General features: G+C 62.9%; 16 protein-coding genes. 5 read left to right on the top strand and 11 right to left on the bottom strand.

The window, feature by feature from the left end:
• Positions 1-119: 119 nt before the first annotated feature.
• Positions 120-950, bottom strand: coding sequence for a family 16 glycosylhydrolase (locus HUU99_RS00170; protein ID WP_174284555.1), 831 nt, complete (start codon positions 948-950; stop codon positions 120-122).
• Positions 940-3,135, bottom strand: a complete 2,196-nt coding sequence (locus HUU99_RS00165) for a GumC family protein (protein WP_174284554.1) — start codon at positions 3,133-3,135, stop codon at positions 940-942. The genes HUU99_RS00170 and HUU99_RS00165 overlap by 11 nt, the downstream gene beginning before the upstream one ends.
• A gap of 338 nt (positions 3,136-3,473) precedes the next feature.
• On the opposite strand from HUU99_RS00165, the gene HUU99_RS00160 reads away from it, so the two are divergent.
• Positions 3,474-4,562, top strand: coding sequence for a hypothetical protein (locus HUU99_RS00160; protein ID WP_174284553.1), 1,089 nt, complete (start codon positions 3,474-3,476; stop codon positions 4,560-4,562).
• A 22-nt stretch (positions 4,563-4,584) separates the two neighbouring features.
• On the top strand, positions 4,585-5,367 hold the full coding sequence (locus tag HUU99_RS00155; protein WP_174284552.1) for a metallophosphoesterase family protein: 783 nt from the start codon (positions 4,585-4,587) through the stop codon (positions 5,365-5,367).
• Here HUU99_RS00155 and HUU99_RS00150 read toward each other — a convergent pair.
• The gene (locus tag HUU99_RS00150; protein WP_254602826.1) at positions 5,361-6,092 is read right to left on the bottom strand and encodes a sugar transferase; all 732 of its coding nucleotides are present in this window, start codon (positions 6,090-6,092) and stop codon (positions 5,361-5,363) included. The two genes, HUU99_RS00155 and HUU99_RS00150, sit on opposite strands and share 7 nt — an antisense overlap.
• A gap of 597 nt (positions 6,093-6,689) precedes the next feature.
• Here HUU99_RS00150 and HUU99_RS00145 point away from each other — a divergent pair.
• Entirely contained in the window at positions 6,690-7,874 is a 1,185-nt protein-coding gene (locus HUU99_RS00145; RefSeq protein ID WP_174284551.1) for a cell wall hydrolase, read from the top strand.
• Positions 7,875-7,878: 4 nt separating this feature from the next.
• Here the strand turns inward: HUU99_RS00145 and HUU99_RS00140 are convergent, their stop codons facing one another.
• The gene (locus tag HUU99_RS00140) at positions 7,879-8,544 is read right to left on the bottom strand and encodes a hypothetical protein (RefSeq protein ID WP_174284550.1); all 666 of its coding nucleotides are present in this window, start codon (positions 8,542-8,544) and stop codon (positions 7,879-7,881) included.
• 166 nt (positions 8,545-8,710) lie between these two features.
• On the opposite strand from HUU99_RS00140, the gene HUU99_RS00135 reads away from it, so the two are divergent.
• A complete protein-coding gene (locus tag HUU99_RS00135) occupies positions 8,711-9,376 on the top strand; it encodes a PEPxxWA-CTERM sorting domain-containing protein (RefSeq protein WP_174284549.1) in 666 nt (221 codons plus the stop codon).
• A gap of 96 nt (positions 9,377-9,472) precedes the next feature.
• Here HUU99_RS00135 and HUU99_RS00130 read toward each other — a convergent pair whose 3' ends face one another.
• The gene (locus HUU99_RS00130; protein WP_174284548.1) at positions 9,473-9,979 is read right to left on the bottom strand and encodes a TIGR02281 family clan AA aspartic protease; all 507 of its coding nucleotides are present in this window, start codon (positions 9,977-9,979) and stop codon (positions 9,473-9,475) included.
• A 42-nt stretch (positions 9,980-10,021) separates the two neighbouring features.
• Positions 10,022-10,903 (bottom strand): hypothetical protein, encoded by an 882-nt coding sequence (locus HUU99_RS00125; RefSeq protein ID WP_174284547.1) that lies wholly within the window; start codon positions 10,901-10,903, stop codon positions 10,022-10,024.
• A 209-nt stretch (positions 10,904-11,112) separates the two neighbouring features.
• On the opposite strand from HUU99_RS00125, the gene HUU99_RS00120 reads away from it, so the two are divergent.
• Positions 11,113-11,985 carry a peptidylprolyl isomerase gene (locus HUU99_RS00120; protein WP_174284546.1) on the top strand — a complete coding sequence of 291 codons (873 nt, stop codon included), beginning with the start codon at positions 11,113-11,115 and terminating at the stop codon, positions 11,983-11,985.
• A gap of 49 nt (positions 11,986-12,034) precedes the next feature.
• Here HUU99_RS00120 and HUU99_RS00115 read toward each other — a convergent pair whose 3' ends face one another.
• The 5 genes from HUU99_RS00115 to HUU99_RS00095 all read right to left on the bottom strand — a co-directional run bounded on the left by HUU99_RS00115 (position 12,035) and on the right by HUU99_RS00095 (position 16,170).
• Positions 12,035-12,604, bottom strand: coding sequence for a polysaccharide biosynthesis/export family protein (locus HUU99_RS00115; RefSeq protein WP_174284545.1), 570 nt, complete (start codon positions 12,602-12,604; stop codon positions 12,035-12,037).
• Between the two features lie 147 nt (positions 12,605-12,751).
• Entirely contained in the window at positions 12,752-13,000 is a 249-nt protein-coding gene (locus tag HUU99_RS00110; protein WP_174284544.1) for an XrtV sorting system accessory protein, read from the bottom strand.
• Positions 13,001-13,088: 88 nt separating this feature from the next.
• Positions 13,089-13,817: an Npun_F0296 family exosortase-dependent surface protein gene (locus tag HUU99_RS00105; RefSeq protein ID WP_217430721.1), complete on the bottom strand. Its 729-nt coding sequence runs from the start codon at positions 13,815-13,817 to the stop codon at positions 13,089-13,091.
• Positions 13,818-14,089: 272 nt separating this feature from the next.
• Positions 14,090-15,043 carry a glycosyltransferase family 2 protein gene (locus HUU99_RS00100; RefSeq protein WP_174284542.1) on the bottom strand — a complete coding sequence of 318 codons (954 nt, stop codon included), beginning with the start codon at positions 15,041-15,043 and terminating at the stop codon, positions 14,090-14,092.
• Positions 15,040-16,170, bottom strand: a complete 1,131-nt coding sequence (locus HUU99_RS00095; protein WP_174284541.1) for a glycosyltransferase — start codon at positions 16,168-16,170, stop codon at positions 15,040-15,042. The genes HUU99_RS00100 and HUU99_RS00095 overlap by 4 nt, the downstream gene beginning before the upstream one ends.
• Between the last annotated feature and the right edge of the window lie 53 nt (positions 16,171-16,223).

Below are 16,223 nucleotides of genomic sequence, written 5' to 3'. Positions count from 1 at the left end.
CAGCAACCTGTTCCGGGCGATGCATCGCATCGAGGTTGTCCGGGAATGCCGTGGGGATCGGTCCGTGTCCACGGCCATAACCCGGTCCAGAGAGCCGTTGGGTCACCTGCTACGCCGCGTCAGAGCGGATGACAGGTAATCGATTCGGGGAAATTGCATTTCTCGCCCGCCCGCGTGAATGCCACCCAGTCATAGTCCGCCGACACCGGGGTATGGCTTGCGTCGAACGGCCCGAGCCATCCGGCGATGTTCGCCGTTCCGTTCCAAAGCGACAGGACCAGGCTGCTGGGCACCGTGGGGATATCCGGGCCGCTGACGGCTCGAACGAGCTTGCCGTCGATATACCATCGGATGCTGCCCGGCGCCCAGACGAAGGCATAATCATGGAAGCCGGCGGATGCGTCGTTGCCGAGCTTCGGCGTGCTTTCGTGGCCGCCGCGGCCCGCCTGGTAGTAGTTCAACTGCACGCCGCCCGGATCGCGGCCGAGAAATTCGAAGTCGATCTCGTCACGCGTTTCGTTGCTATAGGTGAAAAAGGCGGTGTTGAGGCCCGACCCGGCTGCGGTCCGCATGCGACCTTCATAGGTGCCGTAGCCGAGATGACCGACGGTGCGCAGCTCCGCGCATCGATACGGCCTGATCCGGTCCTTGGCCTTGCCGAGCACCAATTGCAAAACGCCCTTGCTGATCGAGAGATTTTCCCTCGACCAGGTGCAGCCCTGATGGTCGCCGTTCACCCACCCATCGGAAACGAACCAGCGCCTGCTGTCCAGCCGATCGAACGGTTCGAAGAACGATGGGCCGCCCGTCTCGACCGCGGGGGACGCCTTTACCGGCGCCGGAGGCACGGCGGCGTGAGGTGCAGCGAACGCCGCGCCGCCAAGAAACACCACAAAGGCAACCGTCGCCACCGTCGCACGTCGCGCCGGGACGGACGCGTCAGTTGACATAATAGCCCTTGAACTTCTTGTGGTAGCCGTAGACGTCTTCCTGCCCCGTGCTGCCGAACTTGCGGATATCGACCATCGTCAGCGCGACCCCGTACACCTTCGCGCGGACCCCGATCAGCAGGTCGAGCGCCGTATCCGCGGCACGCAGCGAGGTATGCCGCCAACGCGCAAGCAGGACCACGGCGTCCGCCATGCTGGCGACCGAACGCGCATCGGCGATGCCGAGGACCGGCGCGGTGTCGATCACGACATAGTCATATTGATCACGAAGCTGGGAGAACAGCGCGGAGATCAGATTGGGCACCAGCAGGTCGCGTCCGTCCGTCGGCGCGACATGCGTGGCCAGGATATGAAGGTCTGTCACGGTATCGACGAGCAGACCCTGTTCGATGGGAATTTCGCCCGCCAACACCTTCAGCAACTGACCTTCACGGCCACCGAGCAGGATATCGCTGGCCGAATGACGGCGAAGATCGCAATCGACGAATACCGTCGATGCACCCGACATCGCGAGCGTCCGGGCCAGGCAGACCGCGGTCGTCGTCTTGCCCTCGCGCGGCAGCGCAGACGTCACCGCCAGCACCTTGGGCCGCTTGTTACCCCTGAGCGTCATCGACGCACGCAGGTTCCGCAACGCCTCGGCGAAGGTCGAAAGAGGATGGGACACGATATATTCTTCGGGCGGCTCGGTGCTGCGCAGGCCATCGAGCGTCGATTCGATATCGGGAACCGACCCGAGATACCGCGCGCCCAGCCGCCGCTCGACATCCGTCTTGGTCTTGATGCCGCCGTCGAGGAACTCGGCCACGACGACCGCCGAAACGCCGGTAATCAGCCCCATGAGCAGACCGACGAGATACAGCAGGGGAACGTTGGGCGACGAGGGTGCGGTCGCCGGAACCGCGTTTGCCGACCGCGTCGCGAGCGGCTGTTCGATGCCGTCGCGCGCCGCGCTGCCGCGGGATTTGTTGAGGAACGCCGCATAGACGGTCCGCGCGGCATCCGCCTTGCGCTGCAATTCCAGGAAACCGACCTGCGCTGAGGCATTGGCGGCAAGGCGTCCACGCGCAGCCCCCTGGCTGCTTTCGAGGGACGATAAGCCAGAGGCAGCCACGCTGACTTCGGCCTGCAGGCTCGAGATGATGCGGTTGCTTTCGGCCTGCAACTGACGCTGCACGTCCTCCAGTCGCTGCTCTTCTTGCGCGACGGCCGGGTGCCGCGGCCCGTAGCGCGAGCGCAACTGGGCGAGATTGCGGCTGCTATCGGCTTCCTGGCTGCGCAGCGAACCGATCGTTCCGGAACTCAGCACCGACGTCACGTCACTGCCGCCGCCGCCGGCCTTGAGCTGCTGCCGGGCCGCACTCAGCCGTCCTTCACGCTCGGCCAACTGCGCGCGCGCGCTCTGCACCTGCGTGTTCAACGCCGACGATTCCTGTTCGGCCATCGTCGCGCCTTCGGAACTCATCAGCCCGTGTGCGATCTTGTATTGCTGCAACGTCGCATCGGCCTGCTCGGCCTGCACCCGCAATTGATCGAGACGACCATCGATCTGCTTGTTCATCTGCTGATCGGCGGCGACGCGCGCCTGCTCGATGCTGTTGAGATACTGCGTGACATATTCGTTGGCGATACGCGCGGATTGCCCCGGCGACTGCGTCGTCGCCGCGATCTGGATCAGCGTCGTCTGCCCCAGCCGGCGAGCGACCACCCTGCTCTTCAGTCGCTGTGCCGCGGTCGCCAGACGCGCACGTTCCTGCACTGGATTGAGCCCGACCACCTGGTCGGCGGGACCACCGAATTGCGGATCGTCGAGCAAGCCCAGCGCCATCACCACCTTCGCGGACAGCTGCGGCGAGTCGAACGAAAGGATCTGGCTGTCGATAAAGTCGGACGACTGCGCATGGTCGGCATCTTCACCCGCGGCCTGGACCGGATCGCCCCGCCGGGGCTCGATCGTGACCGAGGCGGTCGAGGTGTACTGACGAGGCGCCAGCGTGGCGTAGGCCACCGCGGCCCCGACAACCAGCGCGAACACGGCAAGGAATATCCAGATACGGCGCCAGAAGATCACCAGCAGCGTCTTCGGATCGGGCAGGAGCGAACTGTTGCCAACTCCCGTCTCGGTCGGGTCAGGCATCGGCTCCGCATCGATCGGCGGAATCAATTCGGTCGTCTGAATATTCAACGCTAGTTCCCTCGCCTGAGCAATCGCCGCCGCTCGGCAATGTCGCTTAGCGAAATTATACCGATATTGCTCGCTTAAAATGCCGCACTGCGACACTATAATCCTCTAACACCCCTTTCCTACCGAAAGGTTTGTGCCGGTGGCCCGATAGGATAATAAGCGTCGTTTGCCGATGGAGTTTCGCCTTGCAGTCACTGGGACACGCGCTGCGGCGTAATGACGGGGACAAACGAGGACGCGCGACCCTCCGATTGTTCCTGGTCGTTTTTCTGATCGTTCTGCAGAGTATCGAGGTCACGGACAGCACGAACCTCGCGGCGGTGCGGGGGCTGTGGGCATTGCCGTCGATCGCGCTGTGCGGGCTCGCGGCCTCGCTCGGGTTCAGTGCGGCGCATCGCCGGGCATCGTCGACCTGGCGAACGTTCATGAGCGACGGGCTGCGCGTGGCGTATCCGGTCTATGCGTTTGCGGTCCTGGGCACCGCGTTCGTCCTCGGACCGCTGTTTACCAACGAGGCTCGCGCGACCTATTTTCGCGACGGCCGGCTCTTCGCCTATCTCCTCAATTTGCTGGGCTGGCCACAATATGAGCTGCCGGGCGTGTTCGAATTCAACGACCTGCCGCGAATGGTCAACGCCGTCATGTGGGTGGCACCGCTCTATCTCGCTTTGCTCGTGACCGCATCGGTCACGTCGCGGCGGCGATGGTCGGTGATCATTGCCGCCGGGCTGGCGATCATCACCGCGCTTGCCGCGTTGATCGCACAGGTGCTGGATCTGAACACCGCCGTGAACGAGCAGGTTTCGTTCCTGGTGCAGGGGGATGGCATCGGAACCATTCTCGGCGGCCTGCTGGGAATGACGATCTACCATGTGCGCGAGCGCGTCAGCGTGAAACCCCGCTATCCCGTCGTCGCTGTGGTAGCGCTGGCGGCTATTGTTGTCGCAGGCCATCCCGGCTGGCTGTCATCGGCGTTCTTTCGCATCGCGATCGCCTTGCTGGTGCCGTACCTCGCTTCGTTTCTCATGGTCTGCCGCCTGCCGCTCACCCTCCTCTTCCGTCGCGTCGAGCCGTATCTGGCGGGTGTGTTCCTGCTATCCTTCCCGTTGCAGCAGGCGATGATCGATCGCGGACCGGAGCATCAGGGCGTCCTGGTCAACGCCATCGCCGCCGGTGGAGCCGCGCTGGTGCTGGCGGCCGCCTACTGGCATGCGATCGGGCGATGGCTGGTATCCCGACGGGTTCGATCGTCACACGCCGATGACCAGGCGACGTCCGGTTCCGTCCTACGCGGGATCGGCCGCATCCGCAGGATCAGGCGCACCACGGCCATCAAGAACGTCGCCATCACCGTGGTTATGGGGTGCCTGTTCATCGGCATGATGGCGCTGATCTATATTGCATCCCTGCCAGACACGGGCACATGAACCGCGTGGCCGGAAGCAGCGCATGAGGTTGCCCCTACCTCCCTCTTGGCGCCGGACTGCGACCCAGAAGCCGCCGCGCATCTATGCCATCGGCGATATCCACGGCCGGCTGGATCTGTTCGAGGACATCATCGAGCGGATCAGGATCGAGGTTTTGGATAGCGAAGCGCAACCGACGAAGATCGTCATTCTCGGTGACTTCGTAGACCGCGGACCGCAGTCGGCGCAGATCATCGAGCTGCTGATGTGCCTTCGCAAGGAGCGCAGCTTGGTCGTCCTCAAGGGCAATCACGAGGCGATCATGGTGGATGCGCTGGCGGGCGACTATGCCGCGCTCGACCTGTGGCTTGCGCATGGCGGCGGGGCCACGCTTCGCAGTTTCGGCATCGAACAGGGTGACATCGACGGGGACCACGGCCCCTCGTTCCTGCGAACCGCGCGCATGGCGATCGGCAACGATGTTCGTCGGTGGTTGGCGCAGCTACCGACCTGGGTCCGGATCGGCGACTATTATCTCGTCCATGCCGGCATCATGCCCGGCGTCGCGCTGGACCAACAGACCGACGAGCACCGATTGTGGATCGGCGATGCGTTCACCACCAGCGATGCGGATCATGGTGCCGTTATCGTCCACGGCCATACCATCTACGAAGAGGGCGTGATGATCCTGCCTAACCGGATCGGGGTGGACACGGGCGCTTACCGCACCGGGCGCTTGTCGGCGGTCGGCCTGGGCGACGGGATCTGGACGATCACCGCAGATGGAAACAATGTCAAGCGTGATGCTCGCGCGATCGATCAATAGGCCCCGCGCGCGAAACAGACCGCCGGAATGGTCTTCAGCATGATGCGGATATCGTTGATCGGTGCCTTCGACCGGACATACATGACGTCGCAGGCGACGCGTCGGCGATAGGTCGTCGAATTGCGCCCGTTGACCTGCCACAGCCCGGTGATGCCCGGCCGTACTTCGCAGTAGAAGGTGAAATACCGCCCGTAGCGAAACGCCTCGGCCTGAACGATCGGCCGGGGCCCGACGATGCTCATCGTGCCGTTCAGGACGTTGAGCAACTGGGGCAGTTCGTCGAGGCTGCTCTTGCGCAAGAACATGCCGATCCGGCTGATCCGCGGATCGGACCGCAGCTTGTGGTCGCATTCCCATTCGCGGCGCGCGATCGCGCAGGTTGCCAGCACCTCATGCAACAGATGATCCGAATCGACGTGCATCGTCCGGAATTTCCAGCAGGTGAATGCCTTGCCGCCCATGCCAATCCGGCGATGACCGAACAGCGCGGGGCCGCCCGACTGCCAGACCAACAGCGCGATCAGGAACAGGAATGGCGAGAGGAACACCAGCGCGACGAGCGCGATTGCGATATCGAGCGCGCGCGATGCCCAATCGGTGTCCGTGCGACCGGGGCCCATCGTCGGCGCGTTCCCGCCCGACCGGGTCCAGGAAACGCGGACCGACACGTTCTTCGAAGGGTCGAACAGACGCTCCAATGTCATTAGGTCGAGTGTCTTGGACACCAAGGGGCCCCCTTCACGCATCGTAGCAACCTTACCGACTCAGTGTTGTCGCAATGCAGCATTCTTTTCTCACTTTGCGACGAGTCGGACAACCCTTGTAATCCCGACTAATCGCACAATTCGGTGAAAAAACCGTTTCAAAATGGGTCGGTGCGGCACGGATTAGTCGATATCGGCACGGCCCCGACGGCGTTGGTACGACCCTGAATGATGTGAATGACACTTTCACGACGACCTTCATGCGATGCCGATCGGCTTGCAAAGTGGACCAGTCCAGCGGTTCAAGTGCGGCGCGTTGTTCAACGCAACATACTAAAAAAATAGGAGAATCTGCTGCCTGAGCGACGGCTTCTGATGGTTGGGCATCCTTCGGCATGTATTTTTGACACGAACCGGCATCGTGCACGAGGTCCGTCGACAGAGCGACTTCGATCGAACCGATCACAGCGCCCGGAGATTTTTTCTCGCAAGCGGAACAGACGCATAATGGGACATCCTTCACGTCGCGCCGATCATGATTCCCAAAGCAAACGCGGCTAGGGCACCCGAATGCTTGCTCGTATCGCCGTTCCCGACGCTCGGCCCCTCGGACGGGACGTGCGCCTCTCGCTGCCGATCGCCCTGATGGCGTTGTCGGGCGGCATCGTGCTGCTGCTCGTCACGCTGATCCCGACGTTCACCGCGTCGGAGCGAGGCGGCACGCGGACCAAACAGGCGATCCCGCCGTCGCAAACCGTCGCACAACAGGAACTGGTACGCTTCGTTCAAGACCAGCGGCTCCTGCCGCTCACGCCCGAGGCGGCACGGACGTTCAACATGAACCAACCGATCGCACCTGGCCCGCTGGTTGCGGCCAAGCCGTTCATATCGGCGGCGACCGGCGAGGCGATGGCGCGGGCCACCGATTGCCTGGCGGCGGCGGGATGGTACGAGATCGGTGACGATCGAAGCGGGCAGCGGGCGGTGATGCAGGTCGTCCTCAACCGCGTTCATCATCCCGCATTCCCGGCCAGCGTCTGCGGCGTGGTCTTTCAGGGGGCGGAGCGCGCCACGGGTTGCCAGTTCACCTTCACCTGCGACGGATCGATGCTCCGCCGGTCGCCTTCGCCGGCGGCGTGGACGCGCGCCAGATCCGTCGCCGCCGCCGCGCTGGCTGGCGCGGTCGACCGGGACGTGGGCCTTTCGACGCATTATCACGCCGGTTACGTCGTTCCCTATTGGGCCAGTTCGCTCGTCAAAAGCGCGCAGATCGGCCCGCATCTGTTTTACCGGTGGGCGGGCTCGTGGGGCACGCCGGCCAACTTCGTCCGGCATATCGATGGCGCGGAACCGGTCGTCAGCGCGATGGCGGGATTGTCGCCGCCCCCCCAAATCGTCGATGCGCAGACGCCTGCCACCGTTGCACCGGCAAGCGCCGTAAAGTCCCCGCCCCCTGCCATTCTGGTAGCCGGCGTGCGGGAGAAATCCTTGCGCGGGGCGGTGGTACGTGGCGGCGGCGACAATAGCGGCCAGTATTTCGTGCAACTCGACCCAGGCACCTTTCCCGGCAACTATGCCACAGCCGCGCTCGCGCTGTGCAAGAACAACACCGAGTGCACGGTGTTCGGATGGTCAGACGTGTCCCAGGTCGCCCAATCGCTACCGCTCAATCCGGCGCAGCGCGCGGAACTCAGCTTCTATTATACGCAAGCCAGCGACGGCCGGAGCAAGGCATTGTGGAATTGTCGGCAGGTGCCCCGGTCGAACAAGGCGCAATGCCTTGGGTCGGCGGACGCGATCTAGCTGCTCAATATAGCCAGTTGCTCCACTTGGCGATCGTGGTCCATTCAGTTCCCACCTTGTGAAAGGCGTAGATCGTTCCCTGATGGGCAGCGGTGACCGTCAGGAACGCGATGTCGCCCTTGATGACCGGCGCGGACACGGTATGTACGGCATCGCAGCGCGAACCGAGCCGGTTGAGCGGCCACCACCGGACATGGGCCAATGGCACCGCGGGGGTATCGTGCAGCCTAACCCCCGACTCGGACCCGACGAGCGACGCCATCTGGGCGAGCGCATTGAGTTGCCCCTGCGCGGTCAGCGGCAGCGGACGATCCTGCGCGGCCTCGGGCAGCATTGAATGCCCTTCGCGCAGTTCATCATCGACCAGTTCCCGGTCGGAAAGCGATCGGCCCACCCGCAACGGATCCGGCGTGCTCCAGTGAAGCATTCGCCGAACCGGATAGGGTGCGACGAGCATCGTGCGGAAAATGGCAAGTGGTTCGCCATAAGTTCCGCTGTCGACACAGATCGCCGCGTTCTTCGACGTCAGCGTTCGCAGCAAAGCATCGTTGATCCGCTGATCGTTGCTCATGTCGCTGGCATTCGAACAGGATACGGTACCGGCCAGCACCGCGGCCAACGCGGCGACGCGCCAATGACGGCGATTAAGACGAGCGGCCGGTGCAGTCATATCCATCCTCTACCCCGCCCTCAGCACGATTCGAACCATGCCGCCTCGCTCACCGCTGGCCTATATCAAATGAACGAGCGCCGGTCATGTTCCGAATCGGGACCGCATGGCGCAACCCATTGGCTTCGCTGGTGTAGCGCGGTAGGGTGGATCAAGGGGATACTCCGTGGCACGATTCGACGAAGAATATCTGGGCAATCACCGGCGCCAACAGTCGCTGATGTTCGTCATGTCGATGCTGGCGCTTCTGCTTGCCGTCGCGCCACGCCAGGAACGTGCGTTGTTCATCACGCAGGGTGTCGGGTTGAAGGCGTTCGGTGCCACCCTGCCCCCGGTAAATCTGGCGTCGCTCATCGCATCACCCGATGGCTCAGGTGGCAATGACGTGCCCTCGGCGTTTTTCGCGAGAACACCCGCGCGGCCCGCAGGCCGCTCGCCGTTCAACGATAATCCGGTCGGTACGCCAGGCTTCACTCCTGCTGCCGATACGCCGCTGGTCGACGGCGGTCAGGCTTCGCCGTTGGTGCCCAGCCCCTCGGCACAGACGATCGCTTATACTGGCGGCGGCGGTGGCGGTGGGCTGCCCTTCCTGCCGGTTTCGTTCACCCCGCCCAGCGCCACTCCGGTCGCGCCCGTGACCGCGACCGCAACTCCTACGCCTGCCGCGACACCGGTTACGACGGCAACGCCGACGCCGACGCCCGTGGTGGCAACGCCGGAGCCCGCAACCTGGTTGATGATGATCGTCGGTTTCTTCATGATCGGATCGGCGATCAGGACCCGTTCTGCCCCGGGCCCACGTCGTCGTGACGAGCAAATCGCCGCGGACTGAAGCCGCGGTAAGGTTCGGCTATTCGTTAATTACAGGCAGTTCAGCGAGCGGCCGATTTGGGCCGTGCCGATATCTATCGCGCGCTCGGCAGCGCTATCACTGCAGTTCGAGCTGATTGCCCCTGAACGTCACCGACGTGAGCTGGGACAACGCGCTCTGACCGAGAAGCGATACTTTCAGGTTGCGGTTGACGATCGCCGCATCGACGTTCGAAAGCTTTTGTCCCGCCAGCTCGACGTGCTTTATCTGCGCGCGGCGCATTGCCGACGCTCCCCCCGCTGTGTCGACATCGACCGCCTCGTCGCCGCCAATGTCGGCGCGCGATGCGTCTTCGGCGCTGAGCACGACCACGCTCGAACCGGAGTCGACCACGAATTGGACCAGCGCGCCGTTCACATGCGCCTGAACGTAAAACAGCCCATCGGCCGATCGTTGGATGACCATCCCCGATCGCTCGTCGCGCTCGGCCGGGGCTGGCGGGAAAATCGGCGCCGCCAGTTCGATTGGCGAAACGGGAGATGCGTCACGCTGTACGCCATGCGAGATCACCGGTGTAGCCACCAGCGCGATCAGGAATGACGAGAGATAGACGACATTGGACATGCCCCGGTTGTAGGACGCCCTGACTTACGATGGCGTAAATACCTATGCTGAGGAAAGTGTTTCCAGCGGTTTCACATGGATCTGCCGGTCGATATGCCGCACGCGACGCCGCTGGACCAAAGCGAACAACAAAGCGAGAATTGCACCGATCGCCAGTTGCACCACCAGCGTCAGATACGGCCACCGCATGGCGGACGGTTCCACGAACAGAACGTAATTCGGCTCTTCGACCTGATAGCCGGCGTAGCGGAAGAGGCGCACGACCTCGCCCGGAAGGCCGTTGCGCTTGAGCACGCCCGACATCGCGAATGCGCCATCACGCGACTGATCATCGGCAGGCGGAAGTTGCACGAAGAACCGCAGGTCGGTGCCAGGCTGGCCGGCACCCGTGACCGGAGCGAACCGGTAGTTGCGATGCACGAGGAGCATGTCCTCGTCCAGGCCGGCGGTGCGTTCGTAAAGGATATGACCGGAGATGGTTGCCGGCCCTTCCGACAGGACGGCCGGCACCGGCTTGGAGAGATCGATCAACTGGCTCGAACCGCTTTCCCGCGGGAGAGACAGCATGACAATGACAATGATCAGCGCGGCGCCGGCAAGCCCAATGGCGGCCCCCAGCATCGCCTTCATCAATACCCGCGCCGACCGAAAGGTGGCCGCCTCCAGCCGCTCCGCCGTCGCGCGTTTGCGGGGGCGGAAGAACAACAGGTAGCCGGGCAGGCTCAGAAGGAAGACCAGGAAAACGTAGTTGAACGTGGGATAGTGCCGACCGATGACGTTGAACTGCCATTCGCCGATCAACGACATGATGCCGCGATAGCTGGTCGCCTGCCAGAGCAGAAAGAGCGACACCAACGCAATCCAGATCGCTAATCCTACCGTCTTCGCCCCGGCCCAGCGTCGTTGACGCGTGCGACTGACCATCGCTTTTCCCACCCCCCTGTAATTAATCGGGTTAATCCTTGGCCACTTTCGCCGTCGATGCAATGGCCGGGTCGCGCCAAGACCAAGATAACGCCGCCTTTGCGTGTTTTTGTCACCCAGAGATTGACAAAACAACGCAGTTCGTCTCGCGTCAATCGACTGCTAACCGGTGTCCGTTATGACGCGGGGCACATTGTTTTGGAGAGGTCATGTCCACGGAAGTCTCGAATAGTAGCTCGATCAAGCACGTGGGTCAGGCCATCCGGATCGGCACCGCGCTGATGCTGTCGCTAGCGATGCTGAGCGGGTGCTCCAAGAAGCCGGGCGGCCAGGTCGTGGCGGTCGTGAACGCCGAAGACATCACGCAACAGGAATTGCGCGCCGAGGCCGAGGCCGCCGGCGTGCCGGCGGGTCAGGACATCCAGAGCTTCGCGCCTGCGACGCTCGACCGCGTGATCCAGCGTAATCTGCTCGCCGATTATGCGAAGAGCAAGAATCTGGATCGTGGACCTGAATTCGTCTCGCGGCGGCGCCAGATGGAACAGGCGCTGCTCGCAAACCTGGCGATGAAACAGATCGTGTCGTCAATCGGCGTACCTTCGCGAGCGGAAGTCAGTGCATTCATCGCCAAGAATCCGTCGCTGTTTGCCGATCGGCTGAGCCTGACGCTCGATCAGGTTCGTTTCCCGGCACCGTCGGATCCCAAGCAGATAAAGGCATTGGCCAGCCTCGGCTCGCTCGACGCGGTACTCGCAAAACTGAAGGCGGACGGCGTGCCCGCCGCGCGCGGAACGACCGCGGTCGATACCGGCACGATCGAAGCGTCGGTCTCGCAGCAATTGACGGCGTTGCCCAATGGAAAGCTCTTCGACCTCACGGTCAATGGCGTGACCTATATCAGCACCGTCATCGGCCGTGCGCCGAAGGTGTCGCCATCGTCGACGTGGTCCGCTGCCGCGGCCGGCGCATTACAGCGTGAGCGAGCGCAGAAAACACTGACTGACGAGATGGCGAAGCTGCGGGCGGCGGCGAAGATCCAGTATGATCCCGCGTTCAAGCCGGCGGCTGCGGCGGCGAAGTAAAGGGTGGAAATGGGCCAGCGGAGCGCGCGACGCTCCGCTGGCCAGCGCCTCAGAAGTGGCGTTCGCCAACGCGGATCGTATCACCCGCATGGATGATGATCGGCTCCGAAACACGAAGATCGACCAAGCGCTCGGCCGTTCCGTTTGCCCTCTTGATATACGCGCGACGCGTATTGGCGCGGTAGGTATACCCTCCCGCCGACGCCACGGCCTGTTGCAGGGTCAGTCCGGTCGACACCGGATATTCGCCCGGCTTGGCGACTTCGCCCAGAATATAGAAGGGGCGAAACGAGATGACCTGCATGCTGACGCGGGGATTGTTGACGTATCCGTCCCCCAAGGCGGTGGCGAGCGCGACCTGCAGCTGCTCGACGGTCTTGTCGCTTGCCTTCAGATTGCCGACAAGCGGAAAGGACAGATTGCCGCCGCTGGTGATGACATAATCGCCGGTCAGCGTCTCTTCGCCAAAGACAATGACATGAATCTTGTCACCGGACGATAGCGTATATTCGTCTTCCGAAACGGCGCTCGGCGGCGCACTTGGCGTTTTCAAGGTTTTCGCCGCTGCAGCGGACTGCCCGGACGCCGCTTCGCAAGCAGTGCCGGACAGCATCAGCATCACGCTACCAGTCAGCAACAAAGACCGTCCGAATCTACTCAGCACGCCCGATACCTTTCCAGTCCGAACCATTGCGAAACCCTAGCCGGTATCGGCTGATCGGGCAAGAACCGCCGGGATATGCACGCTCGCCAAAAGCTTGACGGGTCAGGACGATGGTGGTTGCGGAATGGGCTTCAACACATAGAAGATGAACGCAAGCGTACCGACGATCAGGAGCACGGCTAACAATCGATAATCATTGTCACCAAGATAGTTGGCACCCGCGCAACCCAGCGACGCAACCAGATACTGCCACAAATGATCGCGGTGATCGCCAGGCTCGATCGATCGCTGCAGAAACAGGACGATCAGCCCTGCGAAGATCGCCAGCGTGACCAGATCGAAAACACCCATAACTGGCCTCTGCTCGACTATGAAAGATTTTTCAAAAAAAAGGGCGTCACCTCCACGAGGTAACGCCCTTTATCAGATCGTGAAGGGATCAGGCAAACGCGACGGTCGACTTCCGACGACGATACCGCAGTGCGCTGCCCAGAAGGCCAAAGCCCAGGATCATCATGACCCAAGTACCGGGCTCGGGCGCGGCAGCCGCGAGATCATCGACCTCGAATGCCGCGTAGTCTGATCCTAGAACAATCGACGAAAACGCCGAACCGCCATTTGCATTGAAACTGACACGGCCAGCAGTTCCCTGCGCCGGCGAGGCACCGTTCGTTCCACCGATGATGCCCGACCCGGTGAAGGAGTAGCTGGAGCCGTCGGCATAATTCACCGTCACGGAATTATAATTGTCGAGCGTCCCGAATGCGAACGAGAAATACTGGACCGCAGTCGTGAACGTGAGCGTCAGCGCCCCCGATGCCGACCCGGAGCCTGTGCTGCCGATCGCCAGATAGTTGTCAGCACCACCGTCGGGATCGAAGCCAGCGCCCAGCGTATCTTCCGAACCCGGGAAAAGCGTAGCTGCCCCAGTCAACGACTCCGTGAAGAAGGAATTGGCAGTCGCATCGCCGCCAACACCCGTGCTCGGGTTGTACGCCTTAAACGTACCCTGTGCCAATGGCGTCTTGTTGAACGTTTCATCCACCACTGCGGAAGAATTCGTGATACCGAACGTCGACGTGTAATTGATCGTCGGAGGCGGCGCCGCGTTGGCCACCCCAGTGATACCGCATGCCGCAACGACAGCGACCAACCCATACCTGCTCATGATGTATTCCCCTTTGCCCGAAGGGCCAAATCAAAAAACAAGCAGCCAGAGGGTGCCCCGACTACGCAATTTCTTAACGAGTCGATTACTACTCCGACCGCGATGCCCGAGTCCAGATGTCTTTTTGCGTTGCGGCAAATTTAGAAGCGCCTGCGTGTCTCAAAATGGGAACCGCAGAAGCGATCCGGTGCCGTGCCGATCATTGGGCTTTCGCCGCCGCCCGTACCCATCGAACGATCCCAACATGATTCGCGGGTCGGGACGCTGTCCAATCACTTAATTTCGGCCAGCATTTCCTTCAAAAATCCCAACCCCCACGCAAGATGCATCGTCATGGCCGGAACACCGCTCAACATCGCGCACCGGTCGCGCTCGCGAACACCGATCATCGCACCGGCGCCCACGCACAGGATCGCCCAAACCAGCAACGGCAACGCGAACACCGTGCTGACCGGGGTGGCCACCGAGAGCAATACCGCCGCTGGCACCATTAGGGGCAGCGTCTGCCGCAGTTTGGGACGGCTTCGGTGCAGCCGCAGCGTCCGGCTCCGGCCTTCGCCATACCGCCAATATTGCCGCCACAGCGCGCCGATCGACGATCGGGGATGATAGGTCACCGCCAGCATGGGCTCTAGCCAGATCCGCGCGCCGGCAGCGATCAGCCGCTTGTCGAGTTCGGCATCCTCGTTCGCCGCCATGTCCGTCCGGTATCCCCCCACCGCACGAAACGACGTCAGATCCATCAACGCATGGTGGCCATGATCGACAAAACCGCCGGTGCCGATATGCCGATGCGGAGAACCGCCGGTGCCGAGTCTCGAATTCTGCGCCGTCGCGGCTGCAATCTGGAAACAGCGCGTGCCACGACTGACCATCGGCACCACGACCGAAGTCGCATCCCGCGCTTCGGCCGTCTCGACCAGGCGGCGTGCATAGCCGGCCGGGTAATCGCAATGCGCGTCGATCCGCACAAGCCAGCGTACGCCGTCGCCGTGGCGTTCCACGGCGAGATTGATACCCGCAGACTGAAGTCGCGCCGCATTGTCGAGCAACACGAGCCGGTGATGCTGCTGCGCCGCGAGCTGCGCGACGATCTCGCGGCTGCCGTCGTCGCTGCCACCGTCCGCGACGACGATCGTCGCGTCGGTTTCGGCCAATTGCTGGGCGAGCAGCCCCGGCAGCGTCATAGCCTCGTTCAGGCACGGAATGACGATCAGCATGCTCATGCGCCGATGATCGCTTCCAAGAGCGCCGAGCAGTCACCGCGATCGGCGATCAGGTCGGGATCCGGAATGTCGTCTACCCCCGCGCGCAACGACGCGTAGCCGGGCTGGTCGAGCGTCTCGAACAACGTGGACAGCTGCCCTGCCATGGGTGCGGTGTCGTCCAGCAGGACGCCCGCACCATGCCGCTCGAGCCAATGCCCCGTCTCGACGTCTGCCAGCGCGATCGGGACGGTACCGAAGCATGCCGCCTCGTACAGTTTGTTGGGGAGCAGCCAGCGGGAGTTCAGCCCCTCCTCGAAATAGTCGATGCCCCAGGCGAAATGGCATTGCGCATAGAGGTTCGGCAAATCGTCCGCTGTGTAGGGCCCGATATAGCGGCAGTGCGGGGCCGCAGCGACCATCGCCTCGAAGTCGTCGAAAATCGCGGGACTGGGTCGTCCCGCGATCAATATCCGCACGCGCCCGTCAGATTTCGCCGCCAACGCGCTCAGTTCCGCGAAGCTTCGGCGACAGCGCAGATTTCCTAGCCATCCGATCGTCCACGGTGGACCGGGCGGCGGATCGCATCGCGCTGGCAGGGCCGTGTGCAGGAGCAGAAGCTTGTTCTCGACCAGCAAGGTGGGTGCGCGCAGCGTGGGTCGCTTCGCGAAATGGTCCCGGAGAAAAGCGGGCGACGACACGATCAGCAGGTCGATGGCACCGAGCAAGGAGGCCTCGATCCGCTGGATGGCGCGCGCCGCCAGCGATCCCCCGAGCAACGTCCGGTGGATATCGAGACATTCATACACCAGTCGGGCGCCGCCGTGGGTCCGTTGCGCGCGACGCGCGAGCAGGAGCGATTCCAGATTGCGTCCGATGATGACATCCGCCCCCGCGCTCGCCGCCAACATCTTTGAGGGCCGCACCAGGTTGGCGATCACCTTCATCGCACGCTGCTTGAGCGCGTTGTCCCGGGTGCGCCCGAGATCCACCACGGCCGCGCCCGCCACCTCGGTCGGCACCCGATCGTCGCGTCGAAACCCGGCCACGACCACGTCACTCCCCGCGGCCCGCAGCATGGCTACTCTGCGATTCACCGCGGGATCGTTGATGTCGTGAACGAAATATACGATTTGCGGACGATGCATCCCTGTCTTTATCCTTGTTTCCGTTGTGCGGTGCAACGTTCGGCGCGTTCGCC

The sequence above is a fragment of the Sphingomonas bacterium genome (assembly GCF_903642285.1).
In the GTDB taxonomy this organism is placed as follows: Bacteria; Pseudomonadota; Alphaproteobacteria; order Sphingomonadales; family Sphingomonadaceae; genus Sphingomonas.
The sequence above is the reverse complement of the archived record's forward strand: the minus strand, read 5'-3'. Positions and strand labels throughout refer to the sequence as shown.